Genomic DNA, 16808 nt, shown 5'->3' with positions numbered 1-16808 from the left:
CAGTAACTCTAAAATTAAATTTTGGAGCTAGAAGAATGTGGATACGCGGAAACGTCATCCGCAATTGCTTGAGGCAGGACTCCTTCTAATAAGTAAAGTTTCTGCGAAACTTTTGAATATTTTGACGATAGTGAACGAGTTCTGCGGATGACAATGGTTTTGGGTACTTTTGCCAAAACAAAAGTACCTCGAGCCGAAGGCTATTCCATAAATTTAAACTTTGGATGTAAGACTCCGTCGTGTAAATTTAGCTTTTTCTTTTTCACCTACTTAATTTAAATCAAGTGCGTAACATCAGTTAATAAGACGATATTGACTGTGATTGTAATGAAATAAGATCATAAAAAAGAGCTGATCAATACCAACTCTTTTTTATCGTGCTTTTAGTACTTTCTAAACAACTGCCATAAGCTAATCAGTGCCAAAACACTAAAGAACAATAATGACCATACAGGTAAAGACTGACCTAAAAAGGTCCAATCCACCATTGCACACTCACCAGAACCTTTTAAAACATTTTCAAAAACAGCTTTTAAAGGCAAAGTATCTACCCAGTAGTCCAAACCAGGACCACAACTTGGCACTTGATCCTTAGGTAAGTTTTGCAGCCACACATGGCGAGCAGCAATACCGACTGACCAAGAGATTGTCACTAAACCCAAGAAACTATAAATGCGTTTCAATACATTATTTTTAGGATGATGTAAAAATGCGATTAAAGAGATCAGTCCAAGACCGATCAACCCAATACGTTGAAAAACACAAAGTGGACATGGTTCAAGCCCTTGCACATGCTCTAAATAGAGTGCAAAAGACATCCCGACCACACTTGCTAAAAATAAAAGACCACTTACGAAGCGATAACTACGCCATTGCATGGAGCTTCCTCGTTAATATAATCAATGCCTTATCTAAATTTACTCAGATAATCTTCAAAACTTATACTTGTATCTTGTTCAAGTTGCTGTTGTTCTGCGAGAGAAGTTTGAGTAAGACCCTCAAAATACGCTAAAGTTTCAGGACTTAATACATGTTGTTCGTAACTTTCGATATGCTGATTTGCCATATAACTGCCAAAACTCCATGTCCCACCTTGCTCCATGGTATCGGCAATCACTTGTGCTGATAAAGTCTCATCAACATCATCAATCCGTGTTTGCATCACATTAAGCGCTTGACGATACAAATCGGTTGAATAGCTTTGATTCAGTAAAGTTGCAAGCGGCTGCATGGCATTGAGATGTTGTTGTAACCATTCTAACAATGGATATTCAGCACCTGCCTCAATAATTTTGGCATTCGGCGCACGTCCACGATTGACCACCTCAGTTTGGTTTTGTTCAATCACATCTTGCTCTTCATCCCATAAATCTGGGCTATCTTGCAGTAAACAATATAAGGCAACCACTTCCAAGAAGCCTGCGGTATCTTCATTGATCCCGATTGCGCTGTACGGATTGACATCTACAGCACGTAATTCAACATAACCAATACCCCGATCTGCCAATGCTTGAGATGGGGTTTCCCCTGCTCGTGGAACTTGCTTAGGTCGAACAAGACTATAGTATTCATTTTCAATCTGTAAGACATGATCATTGATTTGGATCGGCTCACCTTCGGCATTGTTTAGCCCCAAATGACTAAACTGCGCATAAGGTGAATTCACCGCTTTCTGTAATTCAGCCACATAACTGTCTAAATTGTTATAGTGAATGCCTAATTGTTTTTGAGCAGAATTTTGATAACCAAAACGTCCCATACGCAATGCAGTCGCATAAGGTAAAAATAAAGTGCCTTTGATTAATGGCAATAACTGATGCTCACGCCCAGTCATAAAACATTTACATACTGACGGGCTCGCCCCCACCAAATACATCACTAACGGCGTTAAACGAATAAAATTACGAATTAAACCCAAGTAACGATGGCTTCGATAGTCTTGTAAACTCAATGCTTTTAATGCATCGTCTTGTTCATGTTGTTGTAATTGTTCAAATAAAGCATCAGGAAACGAGACATTATAATGCACGCCTGAAATCGTCTGCATCCGGCGACCGTAGCGAATACCTAAACCATGACGATACAGGGTTTTAAATTTACCAATATTGGATGTGCCGTATTGTGCCAAACGAATATTTTCTTCTTTTTCATCCAACATGCATGGCATAGACAATGTCCAAAGCTTTTCACCATTTTCTAAATGGCGATGTACCACGGCATGTATATCCGTTAAAAAATTTAGCGCTTCAGCAATACTTTCTTTTGGAGGCGTAATAAATTCCATCAACGCTTCCGAATAATCTGTTGTGATATGCGGATGCGTCAAAGCAGAACCTAAAGACAGCGGATGATCGGCTTGTGATAAAAAGCCATTATTTTGCATACGCAGGCTTTCCCGCTCAATGCCACGTAACATCCCTTTGAATAAGGTAGAATCCACCCAATCTGGCACGATAAATTGGGAAATCATTTCGGGTTGACTCATACTTACTCACTTATCTTAAAGAATTTTTTAAAATAAAATATTTGGATGCGCGCAGTATAACGTTATTTATCGATATACACGTATAACCATCGTTGTTTTAAATCAATTATTCACTTTATTTCGAAAAAAGTTTTTATCACAAAGTTCGACTACAAGACATCAAAAATTTGTGTTTGTATAGAAAAATCACCATTAAAGAATTGTAAACATTATGAATTATCAAGAAATTATCGATTTTTGGTTTAGTGCGGAAACGCAACCTTTTTGGTTCGCCAAAAGTGACGCATTTGATCAAACCTTAGATGAGCGCTTTGCACATACCTTAGATCAAGCCAAACAGTGTGAATTATGGACATGGCGGGCAACAGCCGAAGGTCGCCTTGCTGAAATTATTGTTCTAGATCAATTTTCTCGTAATTTATATCGAGATCAAGCCAATGCATTTGCTCAGGATGCTTTGGCACTCGCATTGGCACAAGAAGCGATTCAGCTTAAATTAGATCAAGCGTTAAAGCCTGAACAACGTTCATTCTTATATATGCCATTTATGCACAGTGAATCGAAAATCATTCATGCTCAGGCTTTACAGCTTTTTGAAACGTTGGGTAATCCAATCAATTTGGACTTCGAGAAAAAGCATAAACTGATTATTGACCGTTTTGGACGTTACCCGCATCGTAATCAAATTTTGGGAAGAACCTCAACTGCTGAAGAAATTGAGTTTTTAAAACAACCGAATAGCAGTTTTTAATCGCTGTGGCTGATGTAAAATTCATATTGCATCAGCCACTAAAAGTATCGCTTTGATTCATGTCCAGCTTAGGTAAAAGTAAGCAAAGTATTAAATGACGGATAAACAGCTAAACGCATTCTAATCCTCCTCTTAATCAAAGATGTTAGAAACAAAAATATCTTTTAAACAAGATGATACTTTTTAAATCAATCAATGATTCAAGCACTAAGCTTGCATTGTTTAATAAAAATACAAAATCACAATATATCCACTAAAAATGCTCAGATATTGTCATTAAATAAAAAATACTTTTCCATCAAAGCGAGCAGAAAAATGACACAACCTACAATTGTATTGGTCCATGGTTTTTGGGGAAACTCATTACATTGGCAACATGTGATTCCATTATTAATTCAAAAAAATTTAAAAGTTAAAGCTGTCGAAATTCCATTAACGTCTTTAGCTGACGATGTGGAAAGAACCCATAAAATGATTAATCAGATTGAAGGTCCAGTATTGCTTGTAGGACATTCCTATGGAGGGGCTGTGATTACAGAAGCTGGCAATAATGAAAAAGTCGTAGGCTTAGTTTACATTGCTGCATTTGCCCCAGATACATCTGAAAGCCCAGGATTGATTACACAACAGCATCCACCTGAAGCTGCTGCTAATCTTTTCCCTGATAGTGATGGATATTTGTGGGTAAAAGAAGAAAAATACCATGAAAGTTTTTGTCAGGATCTTGATGCATCAGAATCAATTGCAATGGCGATCGCGCAAAAAGCTCCACTTGTAAGTACTTTTGGAGATGAAATCAAAACACCTGCATGGAAAAATAAACCATCGTGGTATCAAATTTCAACCCAAGACAGAATGATTGCGCCAGAAAATCAACGAAAAATGTCAGCAAGATTAAAGGCAAAAGAGATTATTGAACTTGATGCAAGCCATGCTTCTCTTGCATCAAAATCTGATGAGATTGCTAACTTTATCATTAAAGCACTCTCTTCTTTTTAAGCATTCAACTTAAGTATTCAACATCTCTAGCGAAGTCATCCCTTGAACAGCCCAATCTGGGGAAATTTTGATTAAAATATTAGATTTCACATAAGTTAGCGCCAAAAAAATCCACTACGATAAAGTGATGATAAATTTTTCATCACTTTATTCAATTTTTACTTAGGCTTGATTTAGCGTTATTTTCTTTCTATGTAGAATTAAAATTTATGGCTTATACAAACCAACCCTTTGTCTGAGTCACGCTTTTACCATGTCAATTTTGTTTAGCATTTTTAACTCAGATGATTTAACAAAAATCTTCTTGAAATTCATTGTCAGTCCATCAACTTAGAACACTATAGCACATTGAAATTTATTCACGTTCATCCCACAAAATGGACAAGGAGCAACAGATGAAAAAAACACTGATTGGTCTGACAATTGTAGCCGTACTCACCATTACGGGTTGTGCCACTACACCAAGCAAACCACGCACCTTTGACCAACTTGGACAATACACCACAGTTCCACTCAATGATCATAGCTATCGCATTAGTTTTCAAGGCAATAGTAATATGAGTTTTGGAACTGCTGAAGAAATTAATCTCGTCAAAGCTGCTCAAACCACCCTATTAAATGGTTTCACATACTTTAAAGTTCTAGATGATCCGAGCAATCGAAGTCAGCAACCTCCTCGTAAAGCTGTGGTCTATCCATCCACAAACTACTATCCATATGGTTGGGGGTATCGTCGCCACCCAATGTTCTGGAATGACCCATTTTACGATATGCCACAAGTCGTCAATATTGATCCCGTACAGATTTCCTATACGATTGAATGTTATAAAGATAAGAAATCATCACCCAACGATGCTTTTGACGCTCGTCTGATTTTGCAATCTTTAGGACCTAAATATGGGGTTAGTCCGACAGGACAGGTACTACAACCACAACCTGATACGGTAACATCAAAGCAATAAAGATAAAGACACTTGTTTTAGGAAAATGAATGAGCGGAATTGAACACAATGAAATCGCCAACAGTATTCCCAGCCTAGATCGAAGCAAACGCTTTGCCACGATTGCATTGATTGTGGCAGTCGTGGCGTGGATTGCTTTAATCATTTCTGCCAAGTTGCTCCCTGAATATGCATGGTTTATTCATATCCTCATGTTAGGTGCTGAAGCTGGAGTTGTTGGTGGTCTAGCCGACTGGTATGCAATTACGGTCTTGTTCCGCAATCCCTTTGGGAAAATTCCTATTCCTAAGTTTTTAAAAGATCACACTGAAATTATTCCACGTAATAAGGCACGTATTGCGGAATCGATGGGTAAATTTGTTCAGGAAAACTTCCTTTCTCCCCAAATCGTTGAACGGAGTTTAAAAAATACTGACCTGAGTTTAGCCGTAGGTCAATGGTTGGCACATCCAAAAAATAACGGTCAAGTGGTGGATGTGATTCAACAAACAGTACCGAAAATTTTTGAATTTGTTGGTCAGGATCAAATTGGACGTTTTATCCAAAATAACAGCGTGCAATGGGTTCGCAATACCCGTATGAACCAACTTGCCAGTGAAATGCTTCGTGCAGTTTTAGACAATGATTTCCATCAAGATGTGTTGCAACGTGGACTCGACATTGCCCATGAATGGATGATGACCCATCCTGAAAAAACACGTGAACTCACACAAACTCTGTTTAAAGAGCTGGGCGTTTCACGCCTTGCCAAAGGTGCAAGCTGGATCGGGATTGATGTTGAGCAACGCACCATTGATTCAATTATTGAAAAAGTTGAGTCGATGCTGGCAGATGAAGAGCATCCAATCCGCCAAAAAATAGAACAAGCAGCACATCAACTGATGGTGCAATTGGCAGATAATAATAGCAATGCCAGCATACGTTTAAACGAAACCAAAAATGCCCTTTTAGACAGTGAACCTGTTTTGAATTTTATTACTGGCGCAGTAGTCATTTTATGTGATGCGATTAAATCTGACCTGCTTAAAGCAGACTCAGGTATTGCGATGAACCTTCGTGTTGCAATTCAACAAGTGGGAGAAAACCTCGTACAAAACCAATCGGTTCGTGACCTGCTCAACGACCGAATCAGCGGTATTGCTGTTAATCTAAGCGATCAATATAGTGAAAAAGTGATTACGTTTATTAGTCAACGAATTCATGAATGGGACTCTACAGAGATGATTGCCAAAATTGAAAATGAAGTCGGTGGCGACTTACACATGATACGCGTGAACGGTGTAGTCGTAGGTGCATTTATTGGTTTGAGTTTAGGTGTTATTCGCGCTGTCATTGATTTTGCGATCTAACGATGACAATGCATACGATGAAATCCATTCAATCACACGTATAAAATGAATTAAAAATGGGAGCTGAGCTCCCATTCTTTTTACTTAAACATTGATGATGTTAAGACATAATTTGCTCAAATTGAGCTTTAAGGGTTGGTTAATCAATTGAATAATTAATCGTGACGACGACACGAGCAATTTTATTGATGGTATTTTTGTCATATGCACCGCCATAGTCACTGTCATCGTCTGAGCCACTTTCAGGCAAGATATAAAACGCACCTTGGCTTGCAGAGCGCATTGCACCCACTTTCACACCACCCACTTTTGCAAATTCATTGGCACGGCTATGAGCATTCTTTGTGGCATTGGCAATCAATGACATCTTTATTTCTTCTAGATTCGAAACCAAATACTGTGGTTTTTGTTCAATTGAAATACCTTTTTCATCCAGTAGGTATGCATCTTTTGCAGCTTTTTCAATTTTTTGAATATCGCGGGTATTGATCACCAACGACTGCATCGCAACATAACCTCTAAATTCACGAATTGTTTTTCCATCACCCTGATCCACATCCTGATAATAGGGTTGCGAACTTTTATTGCCTAATTTCATTTCTGTGGCTTTAAAACCATGTTCAACAAAGAACGATTGTAAGGTCTTTATTTCTTGATCAAGTAATTGATAGGACGCTGTCACACTGTCCGTCGCACGACTGGTTTGAAGGTTGATTTCCCAACGTGCAGAATCTGCTTGGATAGGTTTTTCTGCCAAACCTTTCACAATAATTGAATTTTTTTCACCACCAAATTGCTTAAAAGCATATCCCAATACACTTGCCGAAATAATAAAACCTAAACTCAGAATCAGTGCAAAAACCCATAAGGTTTTATATGTAATTGATTTATTTTCCATTATTCTAATTTCATCAAAATTATCATATAGATTTTATAATAATAAATGAGCACTAAGTCAACCATATATGATACTGAATAAGATGCTAAATAAATCGTCTTCTTGTATCCTAGCTAAAATAAATGCTTATTTAAATTCGGAGAGAAAATTAGTGAGTTTAATTAATATAAGAAAAGCCGATATTGAAGATTTTAATATTTTATCCGAAATCTGGCTTGAAGCATCATTAATCGCTCACCATTTTATTCCAGAAACATATTGGAAAGCGCATAAGCTCAAAATGCAGCATGTTTATCTTCCTATGTCCGAAGTTTATCTTGCAGAACATAACCAACAAATCTGTGGATTTATTGCTTTACTAGACACCCAAATAGCCGCAATTTTTGTCTCACCGCAACATCAGGAAAAAGGTATAGGTACAGGGCTGATCCAATACGCTCAAGCCATACAGACTGAACTAAAATTAAATGTCTATCAAGAAAATCCAAAAAGTGTGCAATTTTATAAGACTTTAGGTTTTGAAATTTTAGAAGAAGGCATCGATTTAGAAACCAATTCAAAAGAATTTTTAATGCATTGGATAAAATAATTTGATTGTATTTATTTATACATGAATCTGACGTTTATTCTAAAAATCAGATTCAGCTTGGATTAAAGAATCTTAAACATCAATGACTGTATATAATTAATGCCTTCATCAATATAAGCAATAACAAATAAATTATGACTATATTTTTCTTTAAGGTAATGGATTGAAAAAGATTAAATTCTTTATTCAAATCATTAACTATTTACATACACCTTCTCGTTTATATTCATGAATTAATGTTGTATTGGATGGCATTTTCGCTTCAACAATTAAATGATTTGCTGAAACACGCTGTACTCGATAATTGACTTTAAATCCACTGAAAGCACCTGAACATTGTAAAGCCATACGCCCCTCATTCGGCTGATCACTGGTAATTTGAGTTTTACATTCTTGAGGAATGCTTTCTCGCATCTCATCTGTTTGTTGTTTGATGAAATCTTTAATCTTGATACAACCACGTTCAGAATGGTCTGCTGCTGTAGACTTATGTGGTCGCATGGTTGACTTCCAGCTCCAAATTCCATCTTGAAGATTTTGTGCAGCTTTGAGCTGATAGATTGGAAAATCCGCAGCTACAGCAAGTTTACTTAAGATAAAAACGAAACAGCCCATCAATAGCTTAACGAAATGCATGAAGTAACCCTCCTTTTATAAGTATATGTTTTCTATTTCAGTTCTCATTTTACAGAGACAAAATGTCATTATTATTGACTTAGATCCTGAGCATCAATGGTCTTAAATTATTATCCCCTAATCAACCGTTCAATCACTCAGCAAAGAAACCTCTCAAATATCATTGTATACATATTCAGTCACCCAGTTCAGTATGTGACTCATTTGCAATGATTCCATTGTTTTAAGCGGTGAAATATTCAGATGTGATAAGACTATTTGATCACGCAAGTCTTTCTTAATTGAATAAAATTATCAATCATGAATTTTATTCAACTTTTTATGAATTAATATCATTTTTATTCATGTCTGGTTTGAGGTATAAATTACACCATGCTCCTCGCTACAGACCATATCAGCATTGATTTTCAATTTTTCATGCAGTTCAGATAAGAAAATATTGAAAAACTATGGATGAATAAGTTTCAACAATACTTTGAGGTAGTCGACAAGAGCATGAAATAAATTCAGGTTTTTATCTCAGAAATTAGGGTTATCACAATGAGTAAAGAGTTTACATTTACGATTAAGCGCATTAGTTTCGATGAAAACTATCATCCAGCTGACAGTACGCGCATTACAACCAACTTTGCAAATTTAGCAAGAGGTGAGAGTCGTCAAGACAACTTGCGCAATACTCTGAAGATGATCAACAATCGTTTCAATGCTTTGGCACATTGGGATAACCCGAAAGCAGACCGTTACGCTGTCGAACTTGAAATTATTTCAGTGGATATTGATATTGAAGGCAATGGTGAAACTTTCCCAACAATAGAAATTTTGAAAACCAATATTATCGATCACAAAAACAATCAACGTATTGAAGGTATTGTTGGAAATAATTTTTCCTCTTATGTGCGAGACTATGATTTTAGTGTACTTCTGTTAGAACATAATAAAGATAAAGCTGAATTTAGCCTTCCAGACAACTATGGTGAGCTTCACGGTAACATTTTTAATTCATTCGTTCATTCGAATACTTATAAAGATAATTTTAGTAAAGCACCAGTAATTTGTTTGAGTGTTTCTAGCAGCAAAACCTATCACCAAACTGCAAATCAACATCCTGTTTTAGGCGTTGAATATCAACAAGATGAATACTCTCTAACAGATGAGTATTTTGCAAAAATGGGTTTGCAGGTTCGCTATTTTATGCCGCCGAATAGTGTTGCGCCATTAGCATTCTATTTCCGTGGTGATTTACTCAGTGATTACACCAACCTTGAGTTGATCAGTACCATCAGCACCATGGAAACTTTCCAAAAAATTTATCGCCCAGAAATTTACAATGCAAACTCTGTTGCTGGAAAGACTTATCAACCAAGCTTAAAGCATCAGGATTATTCACTGACCCGTATTGTGTATGACCGAGAAGAGCGCAGCCAGTTGGCCATCAAGCAAGGCAAATTTACTGAAGAACAATTCATCAAGCCGTACAAAAGCATCCTTGAGCAGTGGTCTTCAAACTACGTTGCTGTATAACCTAAATAGACAAGATATCGATTATGAAAATTTTATTACCGACTTCAACTGCTGGCAGCTTACCAAAACCGTCTTGGCTTGCAGAACCTGAAAAACTTTGGTCACCTTGGAAATTACAAGATGAGCAATTAATTGAAGGTAAACAAGATGCTTTGCGTTTGTCATTGCAAGAGCAACAACACGCGGGTATTGATATCGTCAGTGATGGTGAACAAACTCGTCAGCATTTCGTAACGACTTTTATTGAACACCTTAATGGTGTCGATTTTGAGAAACGTGAAACTGTTCGCATCCGTAATCGTTATGATGCAAGTGTACCTACGGTTGTAGGTGAAGTGTCTCGTCAAAAACCAGTTTTCGTTGAAGATGCGAAGTTTTTACGTCAACAAACCTCGCAACCGATTAAATGGGCGTTGCCTGGTCCAATGACCATGATTGATACGCTTTATGATGCGCATTATAAAAGCCGTGAAAAACTGGCTTGGGAATTTGCCAAGATTCTTAATGAAGAAGCGAAAGAGTTAGAAGCCGCAGGTGTAGATATTATTCAGTTTGATGAGCCTGCATTTAATGTATTTTTCGATGAAGTTAACGACTGGGGTGTTGCAACTTTAGAGCGAGCGCTTGAAGGACTTAAATGTGAAACTGCGGTGCACATTTGCTATGGTTATGGTATCAAAGCCAATACAGATTGGAAAAAGACGTTGGGTTCAGAATGGCGCCAATATGAAGAGGCATTCCCTAAACTTCAACAGTCTAAAATCGATATTGTCTCTTTAGAATGTCAAAACTCTCGTGTACCCATGGATTTGATTGAATTGATCCGTGGTAAAAAAGTGATGGTGGGTGCGATTGATGTTGCGACCAACAACATTGAAACGCCAGAAGAAGTTGCCAATACACTGCGTAAAGCACTGCAGTTTGTCGATGCGGATAAGCTTTATCCTTCAACCAACTGTGGAATGGCACCACTCTCTCGTCAAGTCGCACGAGGTAAACTGAATGCCCTAAGTGCAGGTGCAGAAATTGTGCGTAAAGAGCTTTCTCGCTAGTTTTCATTCGTAGTATTCGGTATAAAGGGGAACCATTTCAGTTTGTTTGGATATATATTTCTACGCAAACTGATAACCCCCATTTTTAATCCTGTGTAATTATCCGCCCTACGCATATCTGATCCAGTTAAAATGGTCGACAAGACGCAATAGCAAGGTATCGCTAAATCTAAAAGTGGTACGGTTCAATTTAGGAATGATGTAATGATTGAAGCAAAAAACTATAGAGATGCAATGTCTTTGCTCACCAGTGCGGTCAGTGTGATTACAACAACGGGCTTGTCTGGTCGTTACGGATTCACTGCATCAGCTGTATGTAGCGTGACTGATACACCACCAACCTTACTGGTATGTATGAACAAGGCATCTAGTTCACACGCACATTTTATTGAAAATAAAATTTTAACTGTCAATGTACTCAGCGCACATCATCAGCATATTTCTAAAGCTTTTTCGTCTAAGTTAAGCCCAGAAGAAAGATTTAAACATGGTGTTTGGACCGAGTTAGAAACCGGCGCACCTGTTTTAAAAGATGCTTTGGTGAATTTCGATTGTGAAATTGAGCAAATGCAAGAAGTTGGCACGCATACGATCTTGATTTGTCGTATTGTTGCGATTCAACAGAGCCAACATGATCAAAGCTTGGTTTATTTTAATCGTGCTTACCACCATGTGGGACAGACGGAAATTGCTTAGTGTGTTTGCTGATTTGTAGTGTGATATTAAAATGATTAAAGACTTCTGTGTTATATAAATGCAGTTAAGATGTTAATTTTCAAATTTTTTCAAACTATGCACTTCTATTAATTTCTTCTTTTCATTCATAGATATATTTTTTAATTTTAAAATATCTTTATTTAATAGCTTGTCTGTTTCTAACAACTCTTCAAATGTCATAGATTCTAGAGTCGCAATTGTCTCAGGCTCTAATTGTGTAAGTTCAAACTTTGCTTTGTTCGGATCATAGTAAGTAAATTTTTTTACTCCAGAGTTTTCAAAGTTTTTGTAATACAAAATACCAGAGCTAAATAACTCTTTATTTTTATAAACTTTAAAACTTAAATGATCTTTTGCAAAAACATAGTCATTTTCGACATTTATGTCTTTAAAAATATTTTCTGTATGCTGAATTTTATTAAATTCAGGTGTAAATATATAAAATTCATAATAAAAAATATTTGAATTTAGTGAAGACTTTTTCACCAATTTTCCTTGGTTAATAATGGTTTCTTTCTTAACCAAACCATACCACCTTGAATTTAAATAGTTTTTATACGTATATAAATTTATATTTAAGTTTTCTGAACTTGCTTGATCTTCCACGTTAAAATTTAAGCGAGTAGATTCTTTGATATGTTCTGAACATCCTAATAAGAATATGACTATCAAAATTAATATTTTCATAAAACTTAAATACATTTCTTAATTTAAATCATCCAAAATTTTTAAAAATTTTGTATCAACTTGATCAAAATCTTGTTTATTTTTAAATGAATTTTGATGAATAGCTTCGGGGCTTAAAACAGTTTCACTTGAAGATAAATACACTAGGTTATCAAAGATATTAATAAAAATTCTTATATCAGTTTGATTACTTCCCATTACCAAACTATTGGTATATTTCATTTTTGCATACTGATTTTTATATTTTGCGTAGATATAATAATCACTAAAAGTATTTATATCTTCTTTTTTATAATTTTGCATTCTTCCTTCTTTAAATAAAACAGTATAATTGTTAGTTTTTCCTATATATTTTTTTAACTCATATCCATCCAAGAGATATCCATACGGATTCACCACAATTTTTAAATCTTTATTATCTATGGATTTATCAAAGATAACATCTACTTTTATTTCATAATTCTGCGAAGATATGTTTGAGCATGAATTTGTTATAACTACTATGATAAGAACGATAAGAATTTTAAAAAACATGATTAAATCCTTATTCGTTTAGGGGTTTATTATACTAGACCTACAAACGATTCTGACCAATACATTAATATAAAGACCATATAAATAAAACTTTTTAACACTAATAAAATCAACTATTTAACATACAACCAAACATCAGGATCTATATAACTTTCATCTATATGATAACCTTTAGATCTCATATCTTTTTCATCTATTCCTCTTGACCGTTTATCTTTAATTAAACTTTGTTTGAATGCATTCTCTAATTCTTGAGGTGTCATCTTATCGGTATCAGACATTAGATTTCTTTCATTATAACGGACTGTTTGAAAGCTATAACGTACAATATATTGTTCTTTACCTTCTTCATTTTTTTTAGTTTGTTTTAGGCTAATATCTAGTAGAATACCATTTGCGTATAAACGGTAACCTATCGTTTTACCTGCTATAGAGTTTATAATTTTTTTCCACTCTTCAAAATTAAATATATAACTCATATCAACGATGTCATGCCCTTCCATTAAATATCTAATATTGTCCTCTTTTGCTACTCTTGGGTTATATCTAGCAAAATAAGTATTCCATCCTGCTTGATTTAAGCGTTTCATTAACTCAACATAACCGTGATAAGCTTGCTCAGGGCTTACAAATTCTTCCTTGTTTAAACCAGCATCAATATCAAATATTTGAATTCCATCAGTTGTATTCCATTGTGTCCCTAGTACGGAAAAAACATGGTCAATGACTAGGCTATTTGTTCCATTTTCTATTTTAATTTGACCTAGACTTGGAGGAGAGAAATCTAATTCTCTAAAGCTCGCGCCTGCTGATTGATGATCTACCTGTCCATCATTATATTTCAAAAAATCTTGAACACCTTGTTGACCAAAATGCAAAATGTAAGTCTGTTGATTCATTGCGTTATTCTCGATGTCTTTTGCCTTTGGTTGGCATGCCGTGAGTAAGTACCCACATATAAAAATAATAATTATGGAATAAGTAGAATGTTTAAATTTTCCCATCATTACTGTCTCTTTTAACGATGAAGTCAGCCTTACTATCGCCCCATCCTGCAATAATTCCTAATTCAATTTCTAAAAAAGTACGTCTTTTTAAGATTTTTATATTAATTTTACTAAATACAAATCTCTGCTAAATCTGTTTTAGATATATTTAACTTTATTCTATTATCAAGAATACAAGAATAATTTCTTAAATTATATTCTTGTACTGATGAAGTTAAATCTATTTCTATGCCAATATCTGATTGAATTGGTCCTTTTCCAACTTCTTTTTTAAATTCGTCTAGGTTATAACAAAATAGATAATTTTTGTCATCTTTATCAAATTTTAAATTTCCACTTATCACTTCACCATTAAAATTTCTAACTTCAGGAAATAACCAGTTTATTTTATTAGCATTTCCTATAGTTTTACTTTTTATAGCACATATTTTTTGATCTATTATTTTATATTCAAAGGTATCTTCATATGTTTTCTTACAACCTACTAAATTAAAAAATATGAAAGTTAAGAGAATAAATTTAATTTTCATTTTATCTCACTATAAAATATAAAGTTGTAGCTATTGTTGTAATAGGATTATCTAATTCCACACCTTTTAACTTAAAATCTTTAGGATTGTGGATTACCGGAAGCATTAGATCTTGAATATATTGTTTCCAAAATGGATTAGAATACTTCCTCCAGTATGAACTAAAGTTTGCATCACTGAAACCAGATAATATACCAAAATAATCTGAAACAATAGTTGCTTGTTGTTCAAAATTAAAATCATTAAATTTTGAACCATATTTCAATTGATATGAATAAGCATCATAAATATTATCAGGAATGACTCTATCTAATGGTTGTAAAATTAAACCTCTTTTAATTAAATTTAGTCCTTTCTGATGCTGCCATACATGTGTCATTTCATGAATAAAGGTCATTTTTGAAACTATTTTTAAATCTCGACCATTTCCAACATCAGTATTCCCACTAAATTTAGGATTAGAGAAATCATCTTGATATACGTTTGCTCCAACTAGGTTATTGGGATAATGAGGGCTTCCGTGGGGTGTAACAGGTACATCTTGATTTGGTAAAATTGCTTTATTTATTATTTTCACTTTATTGTAATCTATTGAATCTTTAAATATTTTTTTACAAATTGCTATTTCACCGACAGTCAATGTCCTATATTTTTTTGATTGATCCTCTCTAAGAATAACTTTAGACTTTGCTGTTGTATTTGTCATGATTTTATCAGTTACAAATCTTATAACTGATTTTCCTGATGGTAGCTCAGGCATATTAGGTAGCTTAAATCCAGGAACTTCTGGTAGATGTAGATCAGGTACGACTTTAAAATCCATTTTTTTATTCTCCACAAGAGCAAGATTCATTGCAATTACTATCAATAATTAAATCAACAGAAACTATTCCCAATGAAGTTTTTGTTTTTAGTCTTTCAGTATTACCATTATTATCAGTTACGCCATTACAGATAGAACCATCTTCAAAAGTGACTATATACTCGACATTTGCATAAGGTTCGCCATTTGTATTTTCTAATTGTATTTGTTCATCATAAAAATTACTTTCGTCATCAACAAAGCTATTCCTTTGAGCGGCTATTGGGTTCAAATTTGAATTTACCCTACCAGATCCATTGTCCATCACTGCTAAATCAGAAATTTTTAAATACTTGGAACCACAACTTGAAGTATCACCAGCAGCGACAATACTTTTACCACCAACGATCATAAAGCCTTGATTGGAAGCAATTGCTCGCGATTGAACTTTACATTTTGGACAAAAGTGTGTCATTCCATCAAGGTGTACAGCTTTACCTTCGACTAAAAAAGATGGATCACCTAAAATAATGATTCCACCATGGTCTGTTTTACAACCGATTGTAATTAATGCCTTCATTTATATTTTATATTTAATTAATAATGACTTTATTAAAACATAAAGAAATAGGAGATACAAAACTTTGAAAGACTCTCTCCAAGTTATATTTACATTCAGCTTATAGACTTCACGTTATACCTACCTTCTGTCTCCTATAATATATTTTGTAATAAAATATTAAATTAATCTGGTCATGATCGAAATCCACCCCAAACTCCCTGCTTAGGGCTCCACCATTTTAAGTATCATGACCGCAATGGCACAATGACTGACTTACAACATCTTAATAGAGATCTCAAAGACTACTCAGCTTTTAACAATGAAACAGAGTGGATCAATCATTATATCAATCGAATCGCAGAGATTTATCAGAAACAAAGCCAGTGTGATTCATTTATGAGCCGAAGCTTTGATATTTTCTTTCAAAGTAAGGAGAAATATTTCTTTGGGCATGTGCCCAATACTCAAGATGAGCCTTTAGAAGTAAAAAGACTGGTCACTAAGCCATAAGTATGAACGTTATACAGTTCGATGTTTTGAAATCGTATGTTTGAAAAATATTTAGTAACAAAAGAATTTATGAATTTTTAGAAATTCTAAGAATTCAAATAAAAAATCAACTAATAATCCAATTCAATTTACTAAATACTATAAAGAAATTTTTTAAAAATCAATTAATATACAAAATAAAATTAAAAAAATCACATGAAACATATTATACTAATTC

The 16808-nt window shown here is 34.7% G+C and carries 19 protein-coding genes; 9 read left to right on the top strand and 10 right to left on the bottom strand.

Annotated features, from left to right (window positions below; genetic code table 11):
• Nucleotides 1-383: 383 nt before the first annotated feature.
• Both ACINWC743_RS10650 and gshA read right to left on the bottom strand, forming a co-directional pair.
• Entirely contained in the window at nt 384-878 is a 495-nt protein-coding gene (locus ACINWC743_RS10650) for a disulfide bond formation protein B (protein WP_009585373.1), read from the bottom strand.
• 29 nt (nt 879-907) lie between these two features.
• Complete coding sequence (gene gshA / locus ACINWC743_RS10645) at nt 908-2485, bottom strand: glutamate--cysteine ligase (protein ID WP_005035124.1); 1578 nt, start codon at nt 2483-2485, stop codon at nt 908-910.
• A 211-nt stretch (nt 2486-2696) separates the two neighbouring features.
• On the opposite strand from gshA, the gene ACINWC743_RS10640 reads away from it, so the two are divergent.
• The 4 genes from ACINWC743_RS10640 (at nt 2697) to ACINWC743_RS10625 (ending at nt 6546) form a co-directional block, all read left to right on the top strand.
• On the top strand, nt 2697-3236 hold the full coding sequence (locus ACINWC743_RS10640) for a DUF924 family protein (RefSeq protein WP_004826015.1): 540 nt from the start codon (nt 2697-2699) through the stop codon (nt 3234-3236).
• Nucleotides 3237-3551: 315 nt separating this feature from the next.
• Entirely contained in the window at nt 3552-4235 is a 684-nt protein-coding gene (locus ACINWC743_RS10635) for an alpha/beta hydrolase (RefSeq protein WP_009585396.1), read from the top strand.
• A gap of 395 nt (nt 4236-4630) precedes the next feature.
• Nucleotides 4631-5197 (top strand): CC0125/CC1285 family lipoprotein, encoded by a 567-nt coding sequence (locus ACINWC743_RS10630; RefSeq protein ID WP_004826010.1) that lies wholly within the window; start codon nt 4631-4633, stop codon nt 5195-5197.
• Between the two features lie 29 nt (nt 5198-5226).
• A complete protein-coding gene (locus ACINWC743_RS10625; RefSeq protein WP_009585438.1) occupies nt 5227-6546 on the top strand; it encodes a DUF445 domain-containing protein in 1320 nt (439 codons plus the stop codon).
• A gap of 139 nt (nt 6547-6685) precedes the next feature.
• On the opposite strand, the gene ACINWC743_RS10620 is transcribed toward ACINWC743_RS10625, so the two are convergent.
• On the bottom strand, nt 6686-7444 hold the full coding sequence (locus ACINWC743_RS10620; protein ID WP_004826006.1) for an SIMPL domain-containing protein: 759 nt from the start codon (nt 7442-7444) through the stop codon (nt 6686-6688).
• 151 nt (nt 7445-7595) lie between these two features.
• On the opposite strand from ACINWC743_RS10620, the gene ACINWC743_RS10615 reads away from it, so the two are divergent.
• Entirely contained in the window at nt 7596-8033 is a 438-nt protein-coding gene (locus ACINWC743_RS10615) for a GNAT family N-acetyltransferase (protein WP_009585407.1), read from the top strand.
• 198 nt (nt 8034-8231) lie between these two features.
• On the opposite strand, the gene ACINWC743_RS10610 is transcribed toward ACINWC743_RS10615, so the two are convergent.
• The gene (locus tag ACINWC743_RS10610; RefSeq protein WP_009585413.1) at nt 8232-8669 is read right to left on the bottom strand and encodes a hypothetical protein; all 438 of its coding nucleotides are present in this window, start codon (nt 8667-8669) and stop codon (nt 8232-8234) included.
• Between the two features lie 540 nt (nt 8670-9209).
• Here ACINWC743_RS10610 and ACINWC743_RS10605 point away from each other — a divergent pair.
• From ACINWC743_RS10605 to ACINWC743_RS10595, 3 genes are all read left to right on the top strand, one after another.
• Entirely contained in the window at nt 9210-10190 is a 981-nt protein-coding gene (locus ACINWC743_RS10605; protein ID WP_005035107.1) for a DUF1852 domain-containing protein, read from the top strand.
• 23 nt (nt 10191-10213) lie between these two features.
• Entirely contained in the window at nt 10214-11242 is a 1029-nt protein-coding gene (locus ACINWC743_RS10600) for a methionine synthase (RefSeq protein ID WP_005035105.1), read from the top strand.
• Between the two features lie 204 nt (nt 11243-11446).
• On the top strand, nt 11447-11938 hold the full coding sequence (locus tag ACINWC743_RS10595) for a flavin reductase (protein ID WP_004825996.1): 492 nt from the start codon (nt 11447-11449) through the stop codon (nt 11936-11938).
• Between the two features lie 72 nt (nt 11939-12010).
• Here ACINWC743_RS10595 and ACINWC743_RS10590 read toward each other — a convergent pair whose 3' ends face one another.
• The 6 genes from ACINWC743_RS10590 to ACINWC743_RS10565 form a co-directional block, all read right to left on the bottom strand.
• Nucleotides 12011-12646 (bottom strand): hypothetical protein, encoded by a 636-nt coding sequence (locus ACINWC743_RS10590; protein WP_005035102.1) that lies wholly within the window; start codon nt 12644-12646, stop codon nt 12011-12013.
• A gap of 18 nt (nt 12647-12664) precedes the next feature.
• The gene (locus tag ACINWC743_RS10585) at nt 12665-13180 is read right to left on the bottom strand and encodes a hypothetical protein (RefSeq protein ID WP_035300953.1); all 516 of its coding nucleotides are present in this window, start codon (nt 13178-13180) and stop codon (nt 12665-12667) included.
• A 113-nt stretch (nt 13181-13293) separates the two neighbouring features.
• Entirely contained in the window at nt 13294-14187 is an 894-nt protein-coding gene (locus ACINWC743_RS10580) for a hypothetical protein (protein ID WP_009585362.1), read from the bottom strand.
• Nucleotides 14188-14297: 110 nt separating this feature from the next.
• Nucleotides 14298-14717 carry a hypothetical protein gene (locus ACINWC743_RS10575; RefSeq protein ID WP_009585419.1) on the bottom strand — a complete coding sequence of 140 codons (420 nt, stop codon included), beginning with the start codon at nt 14715-14717 and terminating at the stop codon, nt 14298-14300.
• A 1-nt stretch (nt 14718) separates the two neighbouring features.
• The gene (locus ACINWC743_RS10570; protein ID WP_009585390.1) at nt 14719-15540 is read right to left on the bottom strand and encodes a hypothetical protein; all 822 of its coding nucleotides are present in this window, start codon (nt 15538-15540) and stop codon (nt 14719-14721) included.
• Between the two features lie 4 nt (nt 15541-15544).
• Entirely contained in the window at nt 15545-16099 is a 555-nt protein-coding gene (locus ACINWC743_RS10565) for a PAAR domain-containing protein (RefSeq protein ID WP_005035088.1), read from the bottom strand.
• A gap of 246 nt (nt 16100-16345) precedes the next feature.
• On the opposite strand from ACINWC743_RS10565, the gene ACINWC743_RS10560 reads away from it, so the two are divergent.
• Nucleotides 16346-16591 carry a hypothetical protein gene (locus tag ACINWC743_RS10560; RefSeq protein ID WP_009585395.1) on the top strand — a complete coding sequence of 82 codons (246 nt, stop codon included), beginning with the start codon at nt 16346-16348 and terminating at the stop codon, nt 16589-16591.
• Nucleotides 16592-16808: the final 217 nt, after the last annotated feature.

It is taken from the genome of Acinetobacter sp. WC-743 (assembly GCF_000335555.1).
GTDB classification, from domain to species: Bacteria; Pseudomonadota; Gammaproteobacteria; order Pseudomonadales; family Moraxellaceae; genus Acinetobacter; species Acinetobacter bereziniae.
Note: the sequence above shows the minus strand (reverse complement) of the source record. Positions and strands in the feature narration are given on the sequence as shown.